This window comes from Mycobacterium appelbergii, assembly GCF_032883035.1.
In the GTDB taxonomy this organism is placed as follows: domain Bacteria; phylum Actinomycetota; class Actinomycetes; order Mycobacteriales; family Mycobacteriaceae; genus Mycobacterium; species Mycobacterium appelbergii.
The window spans coordinates 19450-37121 of record NZ_JAMQTH010000017.1 but is presented as its reverse complement, the minus strand read 5'-3'; the positions used below and the strand labels follow the sequence as shown (position 1 = coordinate 37121).

Annotated in this window: 8 protein-coding genes; 3 read left to right on the top strand and 5 right to left on the bottom strand. The window is 64.6% G+C overall.

Annotation, left to right across the window (positions count from 1 at the left end):
- Nucleotides 1–14: 14 nt before the first annotated feature.
- The 5 genes from M1247_RS30635 to M1247_RS30615 all read right to left on the bottom strand — a co-directional run bounded on the left by M1247_RS30635 (nucleotide 15) and on the right by M1247_RS30615 (nucleotide 8973).
- The gene (locus M1247_RS30635) at nucleotides 15–2879 is read right to left on the bottom strand and encodes an MMPL/RND family transporter (protein WP_317160188.1); all 2865 of its coding nucleotides are present in this window, start codon (nucleotides 2877–2879) and stop codon (nucleotides 15–17) included.
- Nucleotides 2879–5767, bottom strand: coding sequence for an MMPL/RND family transporter (locus M1247_RS30630; protein WP_317160187.1), 2889 nt, complete (start codon nucleotides 5765–5767; stop codon nucleotides 2879–2881). The genes M1247_RS30635 and M1247_RS30630 overlap by 1 nt, the downstream gene beginning before the upstream one ends.
- The gene (locus M1247_RS30625; RefSeq protein WP_317160328.1) at nucleotides 5764–6174 is read right to left on the bottom strand and encodes an MmpS family transport accessory protein; all 411 of its coding nucleotides are present in this window, start codon (nucleotides 6172–6174) and stop codon (nucleotides 5764–5766) included. Before M1247_RS30625 ends, M1247_RS30630 begins: the two co-directional genes overlap by 4 nt.
- A gap of 247 nt (nucleotides 6175–6421) precedes the next feature.
- Entirely contained in the window at nucleotides 6422–7207 is a 786-nt protein-coding gene (locus M1247_RS30620; protein ID WP_317160186.1) for an alpha/beta fold hydrolase, read from the bottom strand.
- A gap of 26 nt (nucleotides 7208–7233) precedes the next feature.
- A complete protein-coding gene (locus tag M1247_RS30615) occupies nucleotides 7234–8973 on the bottom strand; it encodes an AMP-binding protein (RefSeq protein ID WP_317160185.1) in 1740 nt (579 codons plus the stop codon).
- A gap of 435 nt (nucleotides 8974–9408) precedes the next feature.
- On the opposite strand from M1247_RS30615, the gene pks2 reads away from it, so the two are divergent.
- The 3 genes from pks2 to M1247_RS30600 all read left to right on the top strand — a co-directional run bounded on the left by pks2 (nucleotide 9409) and on the right by M1247_RS30600 (nucleotide 17627).
- Nucleotides 9409–15735: a sulfolipid-1 biosynthesis phthioceranic/hydroxyphthioceranic acid synthase gene (gene pks2, locus M1247_RS30610; protein WP_317160327.1), complete on the top strand. Its 6327-nt coding sequence runs from the start codon at nucleotides 9409–9411 to the stop codon at nucleotides 15733–15735.
- A 32-nt stretch (nucleotides 15736–15767) separates the two neighbouring features.
- On the top strand, nucleotides 15768–16529 hold the full coding sequence (locus tag M1247_RS30605) for a class I SAM-dependent methyltransferase (protein WP_317160326.1): 762 nt from the start codon (nucleotides 15768–15770) through the stop codon (nucleotides 16527–16529).
- Between the two features lie 276 nt (nucleotides 16530–16805).
- Nucleotides 16806–17627, top strand: coding sequence for a GAP family protein (locus tag M1247_RS30600; protein WP_317160184.1), 822 nt, complete (start codon nucleotides 16806–16808; stop codon nucleotides 17625–17627).
- The last annotated feature ends 45 nt before the right edge of the window (nucleotides 17628–17672 follow it).

The following is a 17672-nucleotide window of genomic DNA, read 5'->3' as shown; positions in this document are numbered from 1 at the left end:
TTACGGACCTCCTCCTAGTTACCTTCTTGATTCAGCAAATATGTGCGGACCAACGGTCGAGGACCGGTATCCCGCAGCAGAACACTCGCCGGACGTGGGCGAACGCGCTGCGGCCACCAGAACCATCGCCCGAGAAGCGCAGCGATCGACGGAGTCATGAGGGCGCGGACAACCAGGGTGTCCAGCAGCAGGCCGATACCGATCGTCGAGCCCACCTGGCCGATGATCCGCAGATCGCTGGCCACCATCGACATCATCGTGAAGGCGAAAACCAGACCGGCAGACGTCACCACCTTGCCGCTGCCCCCCATCGCCCTGATGATGCCGGTGTTGATGCCCGCGTGGATCTCCTCTCTCATCCTCGACACCAGCAGCAGGTTGTAGTCGGATCCGACCGCCAAGAGGATGATCACCGACATCGCGAGCACCAGCCAGTGCAGGTTTATGCCGAGGATGTGCTGCCAGATCAGCACGGACAGCCCGAAGGCCGCACCGAGCGAAAGCGCCACCGTGCCCACGATGACCAGCGCGGCGATCAAGCTGCGCGTCATGATCAGCATGATGATGAAGATGAGGCACAACGCGGCCACACCGGCGATCAGCAGATCGTAGGTGGAGCCGTCCCGCATATCCTTGAAAGTTGCTGAGGTACCGGCAAAGTAGATCTTGGCGCTCTCCAGCGGGGTCACCTTGAGCGCCTCCTCAGCGGCGCTGACGATGGCACCCGCGCGGGCGATGCCTTCGGGCGTCGCAGGATCACCGCGGTGCGAAATGATGAAGCGGACGGATCTGCCGTCCGGTGAGAAGAACAGGTCCATGGCGCGTTTGAAGTCCTCGTTGGCCAGGACTTCCGGTGGCAGATAGAACGAGTCGTCGTTGCGGGCCGCATCGAAAGCCTCACCCATCGCGCTGGCGTTGGCGCTCATCTCGTCCATGAGCGAAAACGCACCCATCATGGTGCTGTGCATGGTCAGTGTCATGGACTGCATCGCCTGCATGGAGGCGACCATCGGCGGGAACTGCTCGATCAGTTGCGGCATGAGCACATCGAGCCGACCGGTTTGACTGACCAGGCCGCTGACATTGTCGACGACGGCGTCGACCGAGTCGAGCGAATCGAACAAGGACCGGAACGACCAGCAGAACGGTATGTCGAAGCAGTGCGGCTCCCAGTAGAAGTAGTTACGGACCGGTCGCCAGAAGTCGTCGAAGTCCGCGATATGGTCACGCAGATCCTTGACGTCGGATTCCAGCTCACGCATGATCTGCGTCATATCGTGGGTGGTATTCACCATCTTCTGCGTCACGGCGTACATGCGGTTCATCAGGGTGATGAGTTCCGCGATGTCGTCTGCCTGCGTGAGCAGGCTGCCCATCTGATCCCGCTGGAATGGCAGCAACTGTTGCTGGTTGGCGTTCTGCAGACTGAGCAGGAACGGTATCGACGTTCGGGCGATCGGAGTTCCCTCGGGCCGGGTTATGCCCTGCACCCGGGAGATGCCCGGCACCGCGAACACCGCCTTCGCGAGCTTGTTCAAAATCAACAGATCTGCCGGATTGCGCATATCGTGGTCGGCCTCGATCAATAGGACATCCGGTGTCATACGCGACGGCGGGAAGTGCCGCTCGGCGGCGGCGTAACCCACATTGGCAGGGATGTCGGCAGGCACGTACAACCGGTCGTTGTAGCTTGTCTGATATGCGGGCAGAGCCAGTAGACCGATCAGCGCGACCACACACGATGTGATGAGAATGGGTGCGGGCCAACGGACTACCGCGGTGCCGAGACGCCGCCACCGGCGCACGATGATCTTGCGTTTGGGTTCGAACAATCCGAAGCGACCACCCACTGCAAGCACCGCCGGAATGAGTGTCAACGCCACCAGCACGGCCACCACCATCGCGACCGCGGTGGGAATGCCCATGGTGTGGAAGTAGGGCAATCGGGCGAAGCTGAGGCAGAAAATGGCTCCGGCTATCGTCAGGCCGGAGCCAAGGACGACTTTGGCGATGCTTCGGTAGGTCGTGTAGTAGGCGGCATCGCGATCCTCTCCGGCCTGGCGGGCTTCCTGGTATCTGCCGAGGAAAAATATGCCGTAATCCGTTCCGACCGCGATCCCCAGTGATATCAACAGATTCACCGCGAAGGTCGACAGCCCGATGATCTCGTGCCCGCCGAGGAAGGCCACCACTCCCCGCGCCACCTGTACCTGTATCCCCACCATCGCCAGTAGCAGGACCGCGGTGACGATCGAACGGTAGACAAGGAGCAGCATCGTGAGAATCACCACGAGCGTCACCACGGTGATCTTGATGATGGATTTGTCACCGGCGTGGTTCATATCCGACACGAGTGGGGCCGGCCCGGTGACGTAGGCCTGCACTCCCGGCGGCGGCGGCATCCGCTTCACGATGTCGCGCACTGCTTCCACGGATTCGTTGGCCAGCGATTCTCCTTGGTTCCCAGCGAGATTCAGTTGAACGTAGACGGCCAAGTTGTCCGAGCTCTGCACCGCCGTCGCGGTGAGCGGGTCGCCCCAGTAGTCCTGCACATGCTGGACGTGGACGGTATCGGCCTTCAACTGGCGAACCAGATCGTTGTAGTAGCGGTGCGCCGCGTCGCCCAAGGGTTGCCTGCCCTCCAGAACAACCATGGCCACGCTGTCGGAATCTGACTCGCCGAAGCTCTTTCCCATGCGCTGCGCGGCTTGGAACGAGGGCGCATCTCTGGGCACCAGCGACACCGAATACTGCCGCCCGACCGTTTCGAGTGACGGAAGCGCGAAAGTCAGGACGGCCACGATCACCAGCCAGCCGACAATGATCGGCACCGCCAGGCGGTGGATCGTTCGGGCGATGAACGGTGGATCCGAGCCCATCAGGAGCCGCGGTCTTCCGGCTTCAGCAACAGCGAACGCACCAGTGGCCGTGGTCCGGTGGCCCGCAACAGTGCGCTCGCGGGACGTGGGCGTACCCGCAGCGGCCACCAGAACCAGCGTCCGAGGAGTGCGGCGATCGACGGCGTCATGAATGCGCGGACGATCAAGGTGTCGAACAGCAGCCCGATGCCGATCGTCGAACCGACCTGGCCGATGGTGCGCACGTCACTGGCCAGCATCGCCAGCATGGTCGACGCGAACACCAAACCTGCTGCCGTCACCACCTTTCCGCTGCCACCCATCGCCCGGATGATGCCGGTGTTGATGCCGGCGCCCACTTCTTCCTTCATCCGCGACACCAGCAGCAGGTTGTAGTCAGACCCCACCGCCAACAGGATGATGAGAGAGATCGCCAGCACCAGCCAGTTCAATTGGATGCCGAGAATGTGCTGCCAGATCAACACGGACAAGCCGAACGCCGCACCCAGGGACAGCGCCACGGTACCGACGATGACCATGGCCGCGACCAGGCTGCGAATCATGATCAGCATGATGGTGAAAATCAGGCACAGCGCCGCGATCCCGGCGATCAACAGGTCATAGGTGGACCCGTCCACCTGATCTTTCGCCATCGCCGCGGTGCCCGTCAGGTAGATCTTGGCGTTCTCCATCGGGGTGCCCTTGAGCGCCTCCTCCGCCGCCGTCTTGATCGGGTTGACGCGGGCAATTCCCTCCGGCGTCGCAGGATCGCCGCGTTGGGAGATGAGCATCCGCATCGACTTACCGTCCGGAGATATGAAGACGTTCATCACGCGCTTGAAATCCGCGTTCTTGAACACATCTGGCGGCAGGTAGAAAGAATCGTCGTTCTGAGCGGTATCGAACGCCCTGCCCATGGCAGTGGCGTTATCGCTCATCTCCTCCATCTGAGAGAAGATCCCCGACATCGTGGTGTGCATCCCGAGCAGCACGCTCCGTGTGCTCTGCATGGTCGCGATCATGGCCGGGAACTGCGCCATCATCTGCGGCATGAGGGTATTGAGCTGATCCAGATTTCCGATCAGCTGGTGCATCGTCGCGGTCACCTTGTCGACCCCGTCCAGTGCCTCGAACAGGGACTTGAGCGACCAGCAGATCGGAATGTCGTAGCAGTGCGGTTCCCAGTAGAGATAGTTGCGGACGGGCCGGAAGAAGTCGTCGAAGTCCGCCATGTGATCCCGTAGGTCATTCGTGACGTCTTCGAGTTCATGCGTTTTGCCGACCAGATCGTTGGTCGTGGCGGCCAACTCTTGCATGAGCGCGTACATCCGCTGCATGACGCCGATGGTTTTGGTGATCTCGTCGGCCTGGGTCACCAGATCGTTCATGCGTGCCTTCTGAAACGGCAGCAGTTGCAGCTGGCCTGCATTCGACGAGCTGATGATGAACGGTATCGTGGTGTGCTTCAGGGGAATTCCCCCGGGACGGGTCACCGCCTGGACCCGGGACACCCCGGGAACCGCCAGCACCCCTTTGGCGAGCTTGTTCAGGATCAGGAAGTCTGCGGGGTTGCGCATATCGTGGTCGGTCTCAACCAGGAGAACGTCGGGCGACATCATCAGTGACTGCGGGAAATGCCGTGCTGCGGCATCATATCCGGCATTCGCGGGAATGTCCTTGGGCAGATACTTCTGGTCGTTGTAGCCGGGTTGATATGCCGGTAGTGCAAGCAGTCCGATGAGCGACACCGCGAACGTCGCCACGAGAATGGGCGCGGGCCATCGGACGATCGCCGTGCCCAGTCGCCGCCACCGGCGGGCGATGATCGTACGCCTCGGCTCGAACAACCCGAATCGGCTGCCGACCGCGAGAACTGCCGGAATCAGCGTGAGCGCCACGCAGACCGCGACAATCATTCCCAGCGCGCACGGGATACCCAGCGTCCGGAAATACGGCAGGCGGGTGAAGCTGAGGCAGAAAACCGCACCCGCGATGGTCAGACCCGACGCCAGCACCACCCGGGCGACACTGCGGTAGGTGGTGTAGAACGCCGTCTCGCGGTCCTCCCCGACCTGACGCGCCTCCTGATAACGCCCGACGTAGAAGATGCCGTAGTCGGTCCCGGCGGCAATCCCCAGTGTGACCAGGAGATTGACGGCATACGTGGAAAGGCCCATGAGCCCCTGATCACCGAGAAAGGCGATCACGCCGCGAGCCACCTGCAATTGGATGCCCACCAACAGCAGCAGGATCACGGCCGTGAAGATCGATCGGAAGAACAACAGCAGCATCGCCAGGATCACCGTGAGGCTCAACCCCGTGACCAGCAGCACCGTCCGGTTGCCGCTGTCGCTCAGATCGGCGACGATCGCCGCCGGTCCGGTCACATAGGCTTTCACCCCGGGCGGCGGCGTGGTGCGTTCCACGATGTCGCGGACTGATTGCAGCGATTCGTCCGACAACGGTTGGCCGAGATCACCGCTGAGGCTCATCTGGACGTACACGGCCAAGTTGTCGGTGCTCTGCGCGGCACCGGCGGTGAGCGGATCGCCCCAGAAATCCTGGACATGCTGCACGTGTGCCGTGTCGGCTTTCAACTGGCGAACGAGGTCGTCGTAGTAGCGGTGCGCGGCGTCCCCGAGTGGCTCTCGCCCCTCCAGCACGATCATCGCCACGCTGTTGGATTTCGATTCGCCGAAGCTGTCCCCCATGCGCCGAACCGCCTCGAACGACGGCGCATCAGTGGGGATGAACGAGACCGAGTGCTCCTTTTCGACCTGCTCGAGTGGCGGGACGAACGCACCGAGGACATAGGCGATCACCAACCATCCCAGGATGATCGGTATCGCCAGCGAACGGATCACTCGCGGTACCCGCGGCGGTCTGGTGTTCGCGGGCGGGCGGCTCATGCGGCCTTCAGCAGGCAATAGGTGAACGCTTTCTCCCCTTGCTCGACCTTCTCCGCTTTGACCTTGTCGTCCACTGTGATTCGGCATCCGATGGTGTCGCTGTCACCCTGGGCGATGACGTTGACCATCGCCGTGGCCTCGGTCATCGGGAACTTCAGCGACCATGGCAAGCTTGCGTTGGCAACGAACTGCGGCTCGGCGTCGACGTCGAAATAGCTGATGTTGGCCACCGTTCCGGGCGGCCCGAACACCTCGTACACCAGCTGTTTTGGATCGTATGGCTTGCGTTCCTGAAGTTCGGTGTCGGAATACGCGGGGCGAACCTCGGACCCGAAGACGCCGTGCAGCCGCAACACGGTGAATCCCCCGGCGCCCACCACCAGGAGGATCACCAGTGGAATCCACAGCCGCTTCAGAGCCCCCACACCACGCACCTCCTCACATCTGAGGGTTGGCCCGACCTCAACCGGCGAATCGCTTGCCCACGCCCGTATGGACGCGGAACGAAAGCTACACCCGCACGGGCTGAATAGTCAGCGGGACTGTAGATTTGACGCGTCCGACGGTGCCGGTAGTTGAATTCACAACGACCCATTGCCCGAAGCTGGGCATTCGCTGCGTGACGACCGACAGTCGCGTGGCGTGCGACCACGGTCATGAGGCGTGACCACTGAAGAAGTTCAGGATTGCCGAGTTCACCGCATCCGGGCGTTCCAGGAAGCCCAGATGCCCCGCATCGGCGATCTCCAGATAGCGCCCGTTCGGCAGGGCGTCTGCCACCTCGGCGCTCAAGTGTGGTGCCATCACCAGGTCGTCGGCGAATCCGATCGCCAGAACATCAGTCGTGATCGACCGGTAGGCGGGCCGCCGATCGTTGTTCGGTGCAACGCCGTACTGGGCGCGAACTCCCGGCGTCGTTCTCGCCGGCCATCTCGTGAAGGTGTCGATCCAATCCCGAACCGTGTCTTCATTGTTCAAGGTCTTCGGTGAGAAACTTTCGAGCAGACGGAGTTTCGCCTCATATGTGGCGGGCAGCTGAACTCCGGCATCGGCAAGGTCCCGTTCGGCTGTCCGGAAGAATTCGCGGGTGACATCGTGACGTCCGCGAGTGGCCATCAACGCCGCCTGGCATACCATCTCGGGCCGGGTCAACATCAGTTCCTGCGCAATGTATGAACCCATGGAGACCGCCACCACGCGAACTGGAGCAAGGTCGAGGTGCTCGATCAATTCGGCCGTGTCAGCCACCATCGTTGCCGTGGTGAAGCCGTCTGTGCCTGCGGTCGCGCCCACTCCCCTGTTGTCGAACGTGATGACGCGGTACCCGGCAGCACGGAATGCCGGCACCTGATAAAGATCCCAGGTACGCCCGAGACCGCCCTGACCGGAAATGAACAGCACCGCATCGCCGCGGCCGCGGTCTTCGTAGGCCAGTTTCACTGTCCGCCTCCCCCTGGCATACGCACCTAAGCGTCCAGGCGCGCGAACTGGCCGTGTCGATACTGTTCGACACACTGCGCGCGACGCACTTTGCCGCTCGTGGTGATCGGTATCGAACCAGGTGACACGAGGACGAGATCGGCAACACCAAGGCTGTGGGTATTGAAGATCGCGGAGGTCACGGCGCGCTTGACGGTGGACAGCCGGTCGGTGGGCTCCTCGATCGGCTCGGTGGGCCTTCGCACTTCGATGATCACGACGAGTTTCTCGGTAGCGCCGTCCGGAACCGCGATGGCAGCACACCGGCTCCGGCTGACCTCCTGGATCGTCGCCTCGATGTCGTCGGGAGAGTGATTGCGCCCGTACACGATCAACAGATCTTTGATCCGGCCGATGACGAACAGTTCGTCCTCGAAGAGAAAGCCCGAGTCCCCGGTTCGCAGCCAGGGCCCCTCAGGGGTGCCCGGTGGCGCAGCGACGAGCCTGCCCCCGAACGTGGACTCGGTCTCACGAGCACGGCGCCAGTAACCAGTGGCGACGTTGTCGCCGTGCACCCAGATTTCGCCGACGGTGCCGACCGGGCACTCGGCATGTGTCTCGGAATCCACGATACGGATGCCGGGCGCCACCGGTACGCCGTAACTGACCAGTGGGGTGCCCGCGCCGTTCACGCAGCGCCGGGCGGTGCCGACGGTCAGCGCGTCCGAGTCGAACCGAACGATCGCAGGCGCTTCGCCGGAGGCGCGGGTCGCCACGTAGACCGTGGCTTCGGCAAGACCATAGGACGGCCGTATCACCTCGGGGCGCAGATGGAATCGAGAGAAGCGCTGCGTGAAACGTTCCAGCGTCGCGGGATGCACTCGCTCGCTGCCGGTGATGATCGCGAGCACATTCGAGAGATCAAGGCCCGCCATGTCCTCGTCCGAGGTCTTGCGCACCGCCAGTTCGAACGCGAAATTCGGGGCGGCGGTGTAGGTGCGGTCATTGGTCGCCAACTGCTTCACCCATCGGGCCGGCCGTTGCAGGAACGCCACCGGGCTCATGAGCACGGCGGGCACTCCGGCCAGCACCGGCGCACACACACCCAGGTACAGGCCCATGTCGTGATAGAACGGCAGCCAGGACACGATCGTCGAACCCTCTGGCACAACGTTTCCGAAGTCCTCGAAGTATCCCGTCGTGAGCTGTTCATAATTGGCCAGCAGGTTGCGGTGCGACATCATCACCCCGGCCGGCTGGCGGGTCGATCCGGACGTGTACTGCAAATACGCTGTGTCCGTATCGCTCTGCTGAAGCGGACTCGGTGCCCAGTGCCCGTCAAGACTCAACGAGTCGACTTCGACGATCGCCGGGATGGACTCCACGGCATGGGTCTTGACGTATTCGGCCACGACAGACGATACGGCCGATGTCGTGAGAATGACCGTCGGCGCGGCATCCCGCAGCACCGAGCTCACCCGCTCGTCACTGACACCGCCGAGAGGAACCGCAAGCGGCACCGCAATTCGCCCGGCCTGCATGGCGCCGAGAAACGCAACGATATAGCCGAGTCCCTGCGGCGCCAGGATCAGCGCGCGATCACCCGGTGTACCGGAACGCTGTACTTCTCGCGCGACGATGCAGGTTCGCCGATACAACTCGGCATACGTCAGGCTTTCCCCGGCACCGTCCCAATTCTTTTCATAATCAACAAACGTCACCGCCGTGTCATCGCCTTGAAGGCCGGCACGCTCGCATAGCAACGTCAAAATGGACGTCTCACTCACGGGCGTCAGAGTAGCCCCGCAATGGTGGCCGATATACAAAAAGTAGCAAACTTGCTATGACCGATCCGGAGATAACGCGCGGGCGAACTCTCCGCGCAATCCTCAACACCATTCACAGGATCGCGTACGCAGCACCACAGCATCTGATCTTGTTCGCAACGGAGATTCCCCCGGCCTTGGTGCAAAGTAGTTGAAATCGCTTGTACCTCGCCGGCGGATTGCCCAGATTCTGGGACAAGGCATCACAGCGAATTTACCGTTAGCAATTGTGACCGTCCGCTGCGGGCGTTGAGCCGGCGATACCCGGCGCCGACAACCGGTGCCACTATTCGGCTCACCGCACCAATGAGGGATATCGAGCCTTGCTGCGGTCAGACCGCCGAAGGCCTGCTGGGAGGAGGGCAATTGGCTGCATCCGAGTTTGTTGACGAGGAATTGCCGCGGGTCGATCCGGACGCGCTCGCACCGCCCATTGCCGCAACGCCGGTCACCCCGATCGCTGTCATCGGCATGTCGTGTCGGCTTCCCGGCGGGATCGACTCCCCGGAGCGATTCTGGGAGGCGCTGCTGCAGGGCGTTGATCTGGTCACCGAGGTTCCGCCCGACCGGTGGGATGCCGACGAGTACTACGACCCCGAACCCGGGGTGCCGGGCCGGTCGGTGTCGAAGTGGGGCGCCTTTCTCGACGACGTCGCCGGTTTCGATGCCGAATTCTTCGGAATCAACGAGCGCGAGAGTTCGGCGATCGATCCTCAGCATCGAATGCTTCTGGAGACATCATGGGAGGCCATGGAGCATGCCGGCCTCACCCGGGATTCGCTGACCGACTCTCTCACCGGCGTCTTCATCGGACTGACCCACAACGACTACCTCATGCTGGCCGCTGATGCGCAAGCCCTTGAGGCGGCATATGGGTTCAGCGGCAACAGCTTCAGCCTGGCCTCGGGACGGGTGGCCTACGCGCTCGGCGTGCACGGCCCCGCACTGACGGTGGACACTGCGTGCTCTTCGGGCCTGACCGCCGTGCACCTGGCCTGTCGCAGCCTGCACGAGGGCGAGAGTGACCTGGCGTTGGCCGGCGGGGTCACCCTGGCCTTGGACCCGCGAAAATTCGCATCCGGATCGGCCGAGGGCATGCTGTCGCCGACCGGGCGATGCCATGCCTTCGACGCCGCGGCGGACGGCTTCGTCTCGGGTGAGGGCTGCGTCGTGCTGCTGCTCAAGCGGTTGCCTGAGGCGTTACGCGACGGCGACCGGGTGCTGGGTGTGGTGCGCGGGACCGCCGCCAATCAGGACGGCCACACCGTGAACATCGCCACGCCGTCGGATGCCGCACAGACCGCGGTGTATCGAGCGGCGCTGGCCGCAGCCGGTGTCGATGCGGCCACCGTGGGGATGGTCGAGGCCCACGGCACCGGCACCCCGGTGGGTGATCCAATCGAATACTCCAGCCTGGCCCGGGTTTACGGTATCGACGGTCCCTGTGCACTGGCGTCGGTGAAAACCAACATGGGGCATTCCCAGGCCGCCTCCGGAGCCGTCGGGCTCATGAAAGCGATTCTGGCGGTGCACCATGGCGTGGTGCCGCAGAATCTGCACTTCACGCGGTTACCCGACCGGCTTGCCGAGATCGACACCAAGCTCTTTGTCCCGAGCGAAATGACGCCGTGGTGCACCAACGGGCAACAGCCACGGCGGGCAGCGGTGTCGTCCTATGGGCTCTCGGGCACCAATGTGCACGCGATCGTGGAACAGGCTCCCGAACCTGCGGACAGCACAACCACTTCGGCCGTTTCCACCGCGACTGCCCCACTGCTGTTCGCGTTGTCATCGACCTCGCCAGACGAACTGCGTCGCACGGCGGGCCGGTTGGCAGACTGGTTGGGCACTCACGACGATGTCGCGCTACCCGATCTGTCCTATACGCTCTCTCGACGGCGGGTGCACCGCCCGGTACGCACCGCCGTGAATGCCAGCGGCCGTGCGGAACTCGTCACGGCGCTGCGTGAGGTTGCCGACGGCGATACCCCTTATCCAGCGGCCGTCGGGCGCGATGACCTCGGGCCGGTGTGGGTGTTCTCCGGGCAGGGTTCGCAGTGGCCCGCGATGGGCGCCGAACTACTCGAGACCGAGCCGGTGTTCGCCGCCACGGTTGCAGCGGTCGAGCCGATCATTGCGCGCGAATCAGGATTCTCGGTGACCGAGGCGATGTCGGCACCGCAGACCGTAACAGGTCAGGACCGGGTCCAGCCGACGTTGTTCACCATGCAGGTCGCGTTGGCCGCCACCATGAAGTCCTACGGGGTGCGCCCCGGTGCGGTCATCGGCCACTCGTTGGGTGAGGGGGCCGCCGCCGTCGTCGCAGGCGCGCTGTCGTTGGAGGACGGCCTCCGGCTCATCTGCCGCCGGTCTGCGCTGATGTCCCGGATCGCGGGCAATGGCGCCACCGCAGCGGTCGAACTTCCTGCCAAACAGGTGCTTTCGGAGCTGACCGGTCGCGGGATCAGCGATGTCGTGGTCGCGGTGGTGGCCTCGCCTCAGTCCAGTGTCATCGCCGGCGCCACCCACACGGTCCGTGACCTCGTCGCGGACTGGGAACAGCGGGGCGTGATGGCCCGACTGGTGCCGGTCGACGTCGCGTTCCACTCGCCTCAGGTCGAACCGATCATCGGCGATCTGACCGCGGCGCTTGCTGACCTCACCCCGATGACACCGAAGATTCCGTTCTATTCGGCGACCCTGTTCGACCCGCGCGAGCAGCCGGTGTGCGACGCCGCCTACTGGGTGACCAACATGCGGCGGATGGTGCGGTTCGCCACCGCGGTGCAGGCGGCGCTCGAAGACGGCTACCGGGTGTTCGCCGAACTGTCACCGCATCCCCTGCTGACCCGAGCCCTCGAACAGACCGCCCGCAGCCGGGAGACGCCGATGGCGGCACTGGCGGCGATGCGACGCGAACAGGCGTTGCCCGACGGCATGCGCGGGTTCCTGATCGATCTGCACAGTGCCGGTGCCGCAGTGGACTTCGCCGCACTCTGCCCCGACGGCCGGCTCGTGGACGCACCCCTGCCGACCTGGACGCACCGCAGGCTGTGGCTGACCGGTGGCGGCCAGGACTCCCCGACCCATGGCGGCTGCACCATCGCAGTGCATCCCCTGCTCGGTGCCAACGTGCGATTGCAGGAGGAGCCCGAGCGCTACGTATGGCAGTCCGATGTCGGCACCATCGCCCAGCCATGGCTGGCCGACCACCAGATCCGCAGTGTTGCTGTGCTTCCCGGCGCGGCGTACTGCGAGATGGCGCTGGCTGCGGCCGGCGCGGTGCTGGGCCGGTCAGCCGAGGTCCGCGACATCCGCTTCGAGCAGGCACTGCTCCTCGATGAGCAGACCGCGGTCGGCGCGTCCGCGTCGATGTCGGGTCCCGGCGTCGCGCACTTCACAGTGGAGACCAGCCAAGACGGCGAACACGTGCGACAGGCAACCGCCGAACTGCACGCCGCGGCCGACGAACAACCGCGTGCCTACGACCTTTCTGCACTCCGTACCCGTCATCCGGACGAGCAGGACGGAGCCGACGTCCGGAACCGCATGGAACGGCATGGTATTCACTACGGGCCGGCTTTCACGGGCCTGGTAGCGGTGTACACCGCCGAGGCGGGCACCGCGACCCTGCTGGCCGAGGTCGCGCTGCCCCGCTCCATCCGGTCACAGCAGGACGCGTACGGGATACATCCAGCCCTGCTCGATGCTTGCTTCCAATCGGTGGAGGCGCACCCCGACGTGCAGGCCCTCGGCTGTGACGTGATGGCACTGCCGCTCGGCGTCCGGCGACTACGGTCCTACGGCTCGGCACGCAATGCGCACTACTGCCACGCGCGGTTGAACACCGTCGACGCCACCGGAATCGAAGCGGACATCGACGTGCTCGATGAACAGGGCACGGTGCTGCTGAGCGTGCAGGGGCTCCGGCTGGGAACCGGAGTTTCCGCAAGCGCACACGATGACCAGGTTTTCAGTGAGAGGCTGCTGACCGTCGAATGGCGACAACGGGATCTGCCGGAGGTCGAGTACGCCGATGCCGGGTCGTGGTTGCTGATCAGCGCCTCCGCGGGGCCTGACATGGCAACCGCCAAGCTCAGCGATCTGTTGAAAGTGGCAGGCGCACAGTGCACCAGCATGTGCTGGCCCAACCAGCCCGACGACTCGCTGACATGCGAAGAGCTCGGAAGCCATCTGCGGGCCGGCCGGTTCACCGGAGTGGTGATCCTGACCGCTCCGCGCAACGGTGACGACGCCAATCAGTCGCCGCTGCTCGGCCGCGAGTATGTGCGCCGTCTGGTACACATCACCCGCGAGTTGCCCGAGATCACCGGTGAGCTGCCCCGCCTGTTTGTCGTGACCCGCAATGCCCAGACCGTGTTGGCCGGTGACCTGGCCAATCTCGAGCAGGCCGAGTTGCGGGGCCTGATCCGGGTGATCGGCACCGAGCATCCGCATCTGACCGCGACGCAGATCGACGTCGACGAGGCCACCGACGTCGAAGAAATGACGGGACAGCTTGCACAACAGCTGCTCGCCGGGTCCCAGGAGGACGAAACCGCGTGGCGGAACGGCCGCTGGTACACCGCGCGGTTGTGCGCAGCCCCGCTGCGGCCCGAGGAGCGACGGACCACCGTCGCCTACCCCGAACGCGACCGGATGCGCCTTCAGATCCGTACGCCGGGAGACCTGGAGTCGATGGAACTGGTTTCCTGCGACCATATTCCACCGGGCCAGGGACAGATCGAGGTGGCGGTGGGCGCCTCCAGCGTCAACTTCGCCGATGTGCTGGTCGCCTTCGGCCGCTACCCCGCCTTCGATGGGCGGCTGCCACAACTCGGCATCGATTTCGCCGGGGTGGTGACGGCTGTCGGGCCCGGCGTGACCGAGCACCAGGTAGGCGATCGGGTCGGCGGTCTGTGCGCCGACGGTTGCTGGAGCACGTTCGTCACATGTGAGGCGAACCTGGCTTCCTCCATTCCTGCCGGCCTGACCGACGCGCAGGCGGCCGCGCTCACCATCGCGACGGCCACTGCCTATTACGGGCTCAACGACATGGCCCGTATCACCGCGGGCGACAAGGTGCTGATCCACTCTGCTACGGGAGGCGTGGGCCAGGCGGCGATGGCTGTCGCGCGCAGCGCAGGGGCAGAGATCTTTGCCACCGCCGGCAGTGAGCGACGCAGACAGCTGCTGCACGATATGGGTGTCGAGCATGTGTACGACTCGCGGAGTCTGGATTTCGCCGACCAGATCCGTCGTGACACCGAGGGCTACGGAGTGGACATCGTGCTCAATTCGGTGACCGGTGCCGCCCAGCGCGCAGGCCTCGAGTTGTTGGCTTTCGGTGGGCGATTCGTGGAGATCGGCAAGCGGGACATCTACGGCGACACCAAGATGGCGCTCTTCCCGTTCCGGCGCAACCTGTCGTTCTATGCCGTCGATCTTGCGTTGATGTCCGTCAGCCATCCTGATCGGCTCCGGGAGCTGCTGTCGCGCGTCTACCGGCTCACCGCAGCAGGCACGCTGCCGATGCCCGAGTTCACCAGTTATCCACTTGCCGACGCCGCGACCGCCATTCGGACGATGAGCGGCGCCCAGCACACCGGCAAGCTGGTCCTCGACATCCCGCACACCGGCTCCAGCCGGCTCGTGGTCCCGCCGTCACAGGTCCAGGTGTTCCGCCGTGACGGTGCGTACATCATCACCGGTGGCCTGGGCGGGCTCGGACTGTTCATGGCAGAGCAGATGGCCGAGGGCGGCTGCGGCCGCATCGTGGTGTCCTCACGCTCGCAGCCGACCGCGCAAGCGCTCGAGACGATCGAGCGCATCCGCGCGACCGGTGCCGACATCGTGGTCGAGTGCGCCGACATCGCCGAAGCGGGCAGCGCACTGCGGCTGGTCGCCGCGGCGACCGCGGGCGGCCTTCCCGTCCGCGGCGTACTGCATGCGGCCGGGGTGATCGAGGATGCCGCGTTGACCAACATCACCGATGACCTCATCGAACGAGACTGGGCACCGAAGGTTTACGGTGCGTGGAATCTGCACCGGGCCCTCCAGGAGGTCGGCGCCGAGGCGGCCTTGGACTGGTTCTGCTCGTTCTCGTCTGCGGCTGCCCTGATCGGCTCACCGGGGCAGGGTGCCTACGCCGCGGCCAACAGCTGGTTGGATGCGTTCACCCTGTGGCGGCGCGCGCAGGGCTTACCTGCCACCGCGATCGCGTGGGGCGCCTGGGGGCAGATCGGGCGGGGCACGGCGCTGGCAGAAGGCGCAGGCATCGCGATCGCACCTGCCGAAGGCGCGTATGCGTTCGAGGCGCTGCTGCGTCACGATCGTGCCTACACCGGATATGCCCCGATCACCGACGCACCCTGGTTGAGTGTGTTCGCCGAACGCAGCCCATTCGCTGAGGCGTTCCGAACCGCCGCCAACAAGTCGACGGGCACCAGCAAGCTGCGGGCCGAGCTCGACGAGCTGGCCCCCGAAGAATGGGCGGCCCGGTTGCAGCGGGTGATCTCCGACCAGGTGAACGTGATCCTGAGGCGCAGCGTCGACCCTGACCGTCCGCTGTCGGAGTACGGCATGGACTCCCTCGGTGCGCTCGAGCTGCGGACCCGTATCGAGACCGAGACCGGGGTGCGCATCTCGGCTACCGGGATCACCACCATTCACGGTTTGGCCGAACTGCTGTGCGAGAAGCTCACCCCGGTAGAAGCCGCCTGACCGTGGCCACGAAAACCGGTCCGATCAAAACCATGCCGCGCGGTGGGCCCGACGCCTCCTGGTTGTCGCGGCGGTTGCAGACCGACCGGCTGGAGTACCTGGATCGCGACGACGTCTCCGAGCTCAAACACAGGGTCGTTCAGGCAATCGATCGAGGCGGTCGACGTCCGCGGTTCGGCACCTATGAGAAGTACGCCCGGATGGCGCTGCAGGAGGTGTCCGAATGCCCCACGCCGAAAATCCTGGAGCTGGGGTGCGGACTGGGCGGGTTGTCGCGCAAGCTGCTCGAGCTCAGCCCCACAGCGCGGGTGACGGTCACCGACATCGATTCGTCGTTCGTATCCGATATCGCGACAGGCGATCTGGGCAGCCATCCCCGCGCCACCGTCCGGACCATGGATGCGACGGCCATCGATGCTCCCGACGGGTGTTTCGACCTCGCGGTGTTTGCACTGTCGCTGCATCATCTCGGGCCCGAATCGGCCGCCCGGGTGTTCGACGAAGGAACCCGGGCAGCCAGGAAGCTGTTGATCATCGACGTGCGCAGGCCCGCACCGCCGCTGCACCTGGTGATGCTGAGCGCAGCACTGCCGTTCACGCGGATCCCGGTGATCCACGATGCCGTCATCAGCGGCCTACGTGCCTACAGCCCGTCAGCGTTGCGGATCCTCGCCCGTCACGGCGACCCAGCCGTCACCCTCGAATTCCGAAGCGGTCGAATGGGCCCCACAGTGGTACTGGCGCGTCGCAGTCAGCAAATCTCCCGCAGCCCGCGCGGGGGCCAGATGGGCTGAGCCGACACTGCTGCGCTGACGCCATCAGCGATGCGTCGGACCGCCTCTCACCGACGGCGGTCCGACGACCTTGCCCACTCCACGAATGCGCCGCCAAATGTCGTTGATACGCCTCATTCTCGCGCCACACCGCCCGATCTCCGGTTACCGGTCCGCCCCTCCCGGGCACTCGGCGGGACACCGGCCCACCTCGCCCTCCGCCGTCGAATCACCCCGTTCCACCGAATATCGCAAGAAGCCCGACAGCAAATATCACAGGCGGTAGCATTCGGTGCTATGTGGGGGTCGTTGGCCGCTCTGGCACTCTTGACGACGATCAATCCTGTGCGCCTCGGGCTCATCCTGCTGGTGCTGTCCCGGCCCCGGCCCATGAAGAACCTGCTGGCCTACTGGACGGGGGCGCTGGTCGTGGGGATGGCCACCCTCCTGATTCCGCTGATCATCCTGCACGCCACGCCATCGTCGGCCTCGTTTGCCGACAAGTTCGCGAACCCGACCGCGAGCCCCCTGGCCCAACGCAGCACGATCGGCACGGGAGCGTTTCTGTTGTTGATTGTCGTCGCGCTGGGCGTACATTCACTGGTTCGGGCCCGGACACCCGAGCTCAGCGCGACACCTGCGGCGATGGAGCCGGACGGCACCACCAAAACCTCGACGCTGCTGCTTGATTCGTCGGTCCCGCCGGCACTCAGACGGTTACTGCACCCGGCTCCTGACGACGGGACCGAGGGTGCATCGAAGGCGCGGCGCCTGCTCTCCCGGGCGCGCACGGCGTGGCGCGACGGATCGCCGTGGATCTCGTTCTTCATCGGTGTCTGGTTCCTGCCGCCACTGGACGGGGTGTTCTTCGCCCTCGGCATCGTCATTGCCTCCGGTGCCTCCACAGGCGTCCAGTTCATCGCCCTGGTGGCATTCGTCATCGGCGTGCTGACCGTCGAGGAGATCATCCTGGTCAGCAACGTGTTCGCCCCCGAGCGGACGCAGGCCGTCCTCCGCCGAGTCCACGACTGGGCGCGGGTTCACCGCCGCAAATTCGTCGCAGCGATCCTCACGGTGGTCGGACTTTCGCTGATAGCCCGCGGTATGGGCGGCTTGTGAACCAAGGCCGACACACGTCGTGACGCACTAGGTATCATGTCCGGC

Coding starts and splice junctions, on each gene's coding strand:
- M1247_RS30600 (WP_317160184.1), top strand. CDS start 16,806: ATGTGGGGGTCGTTGGCCGCTCTGGCACTCTTGACGACGATCAATCCT.
- M1247_RS30605 (WP_317160326.1), top strand. CDS start 15,768: ATGCCGCGCGGTGGGCCCGACGCCTCCTGGTTGTCGCGGCGGTTGCAG.
- M1247_RS30635 (WP_317160188.1), bottom strand. CDS start 2,879: ATGGGCTCGGATCCACCGTTCATCGCCCGAACGATCCACCGCCTGGCG.
- M1247_RS30630 (WP_317160187.1), bottom strand. CDS start 5,767: ATGAGCCGCCCGCCCGCGAACACCAGACCGCCGCGGGTACCGCGAGTG.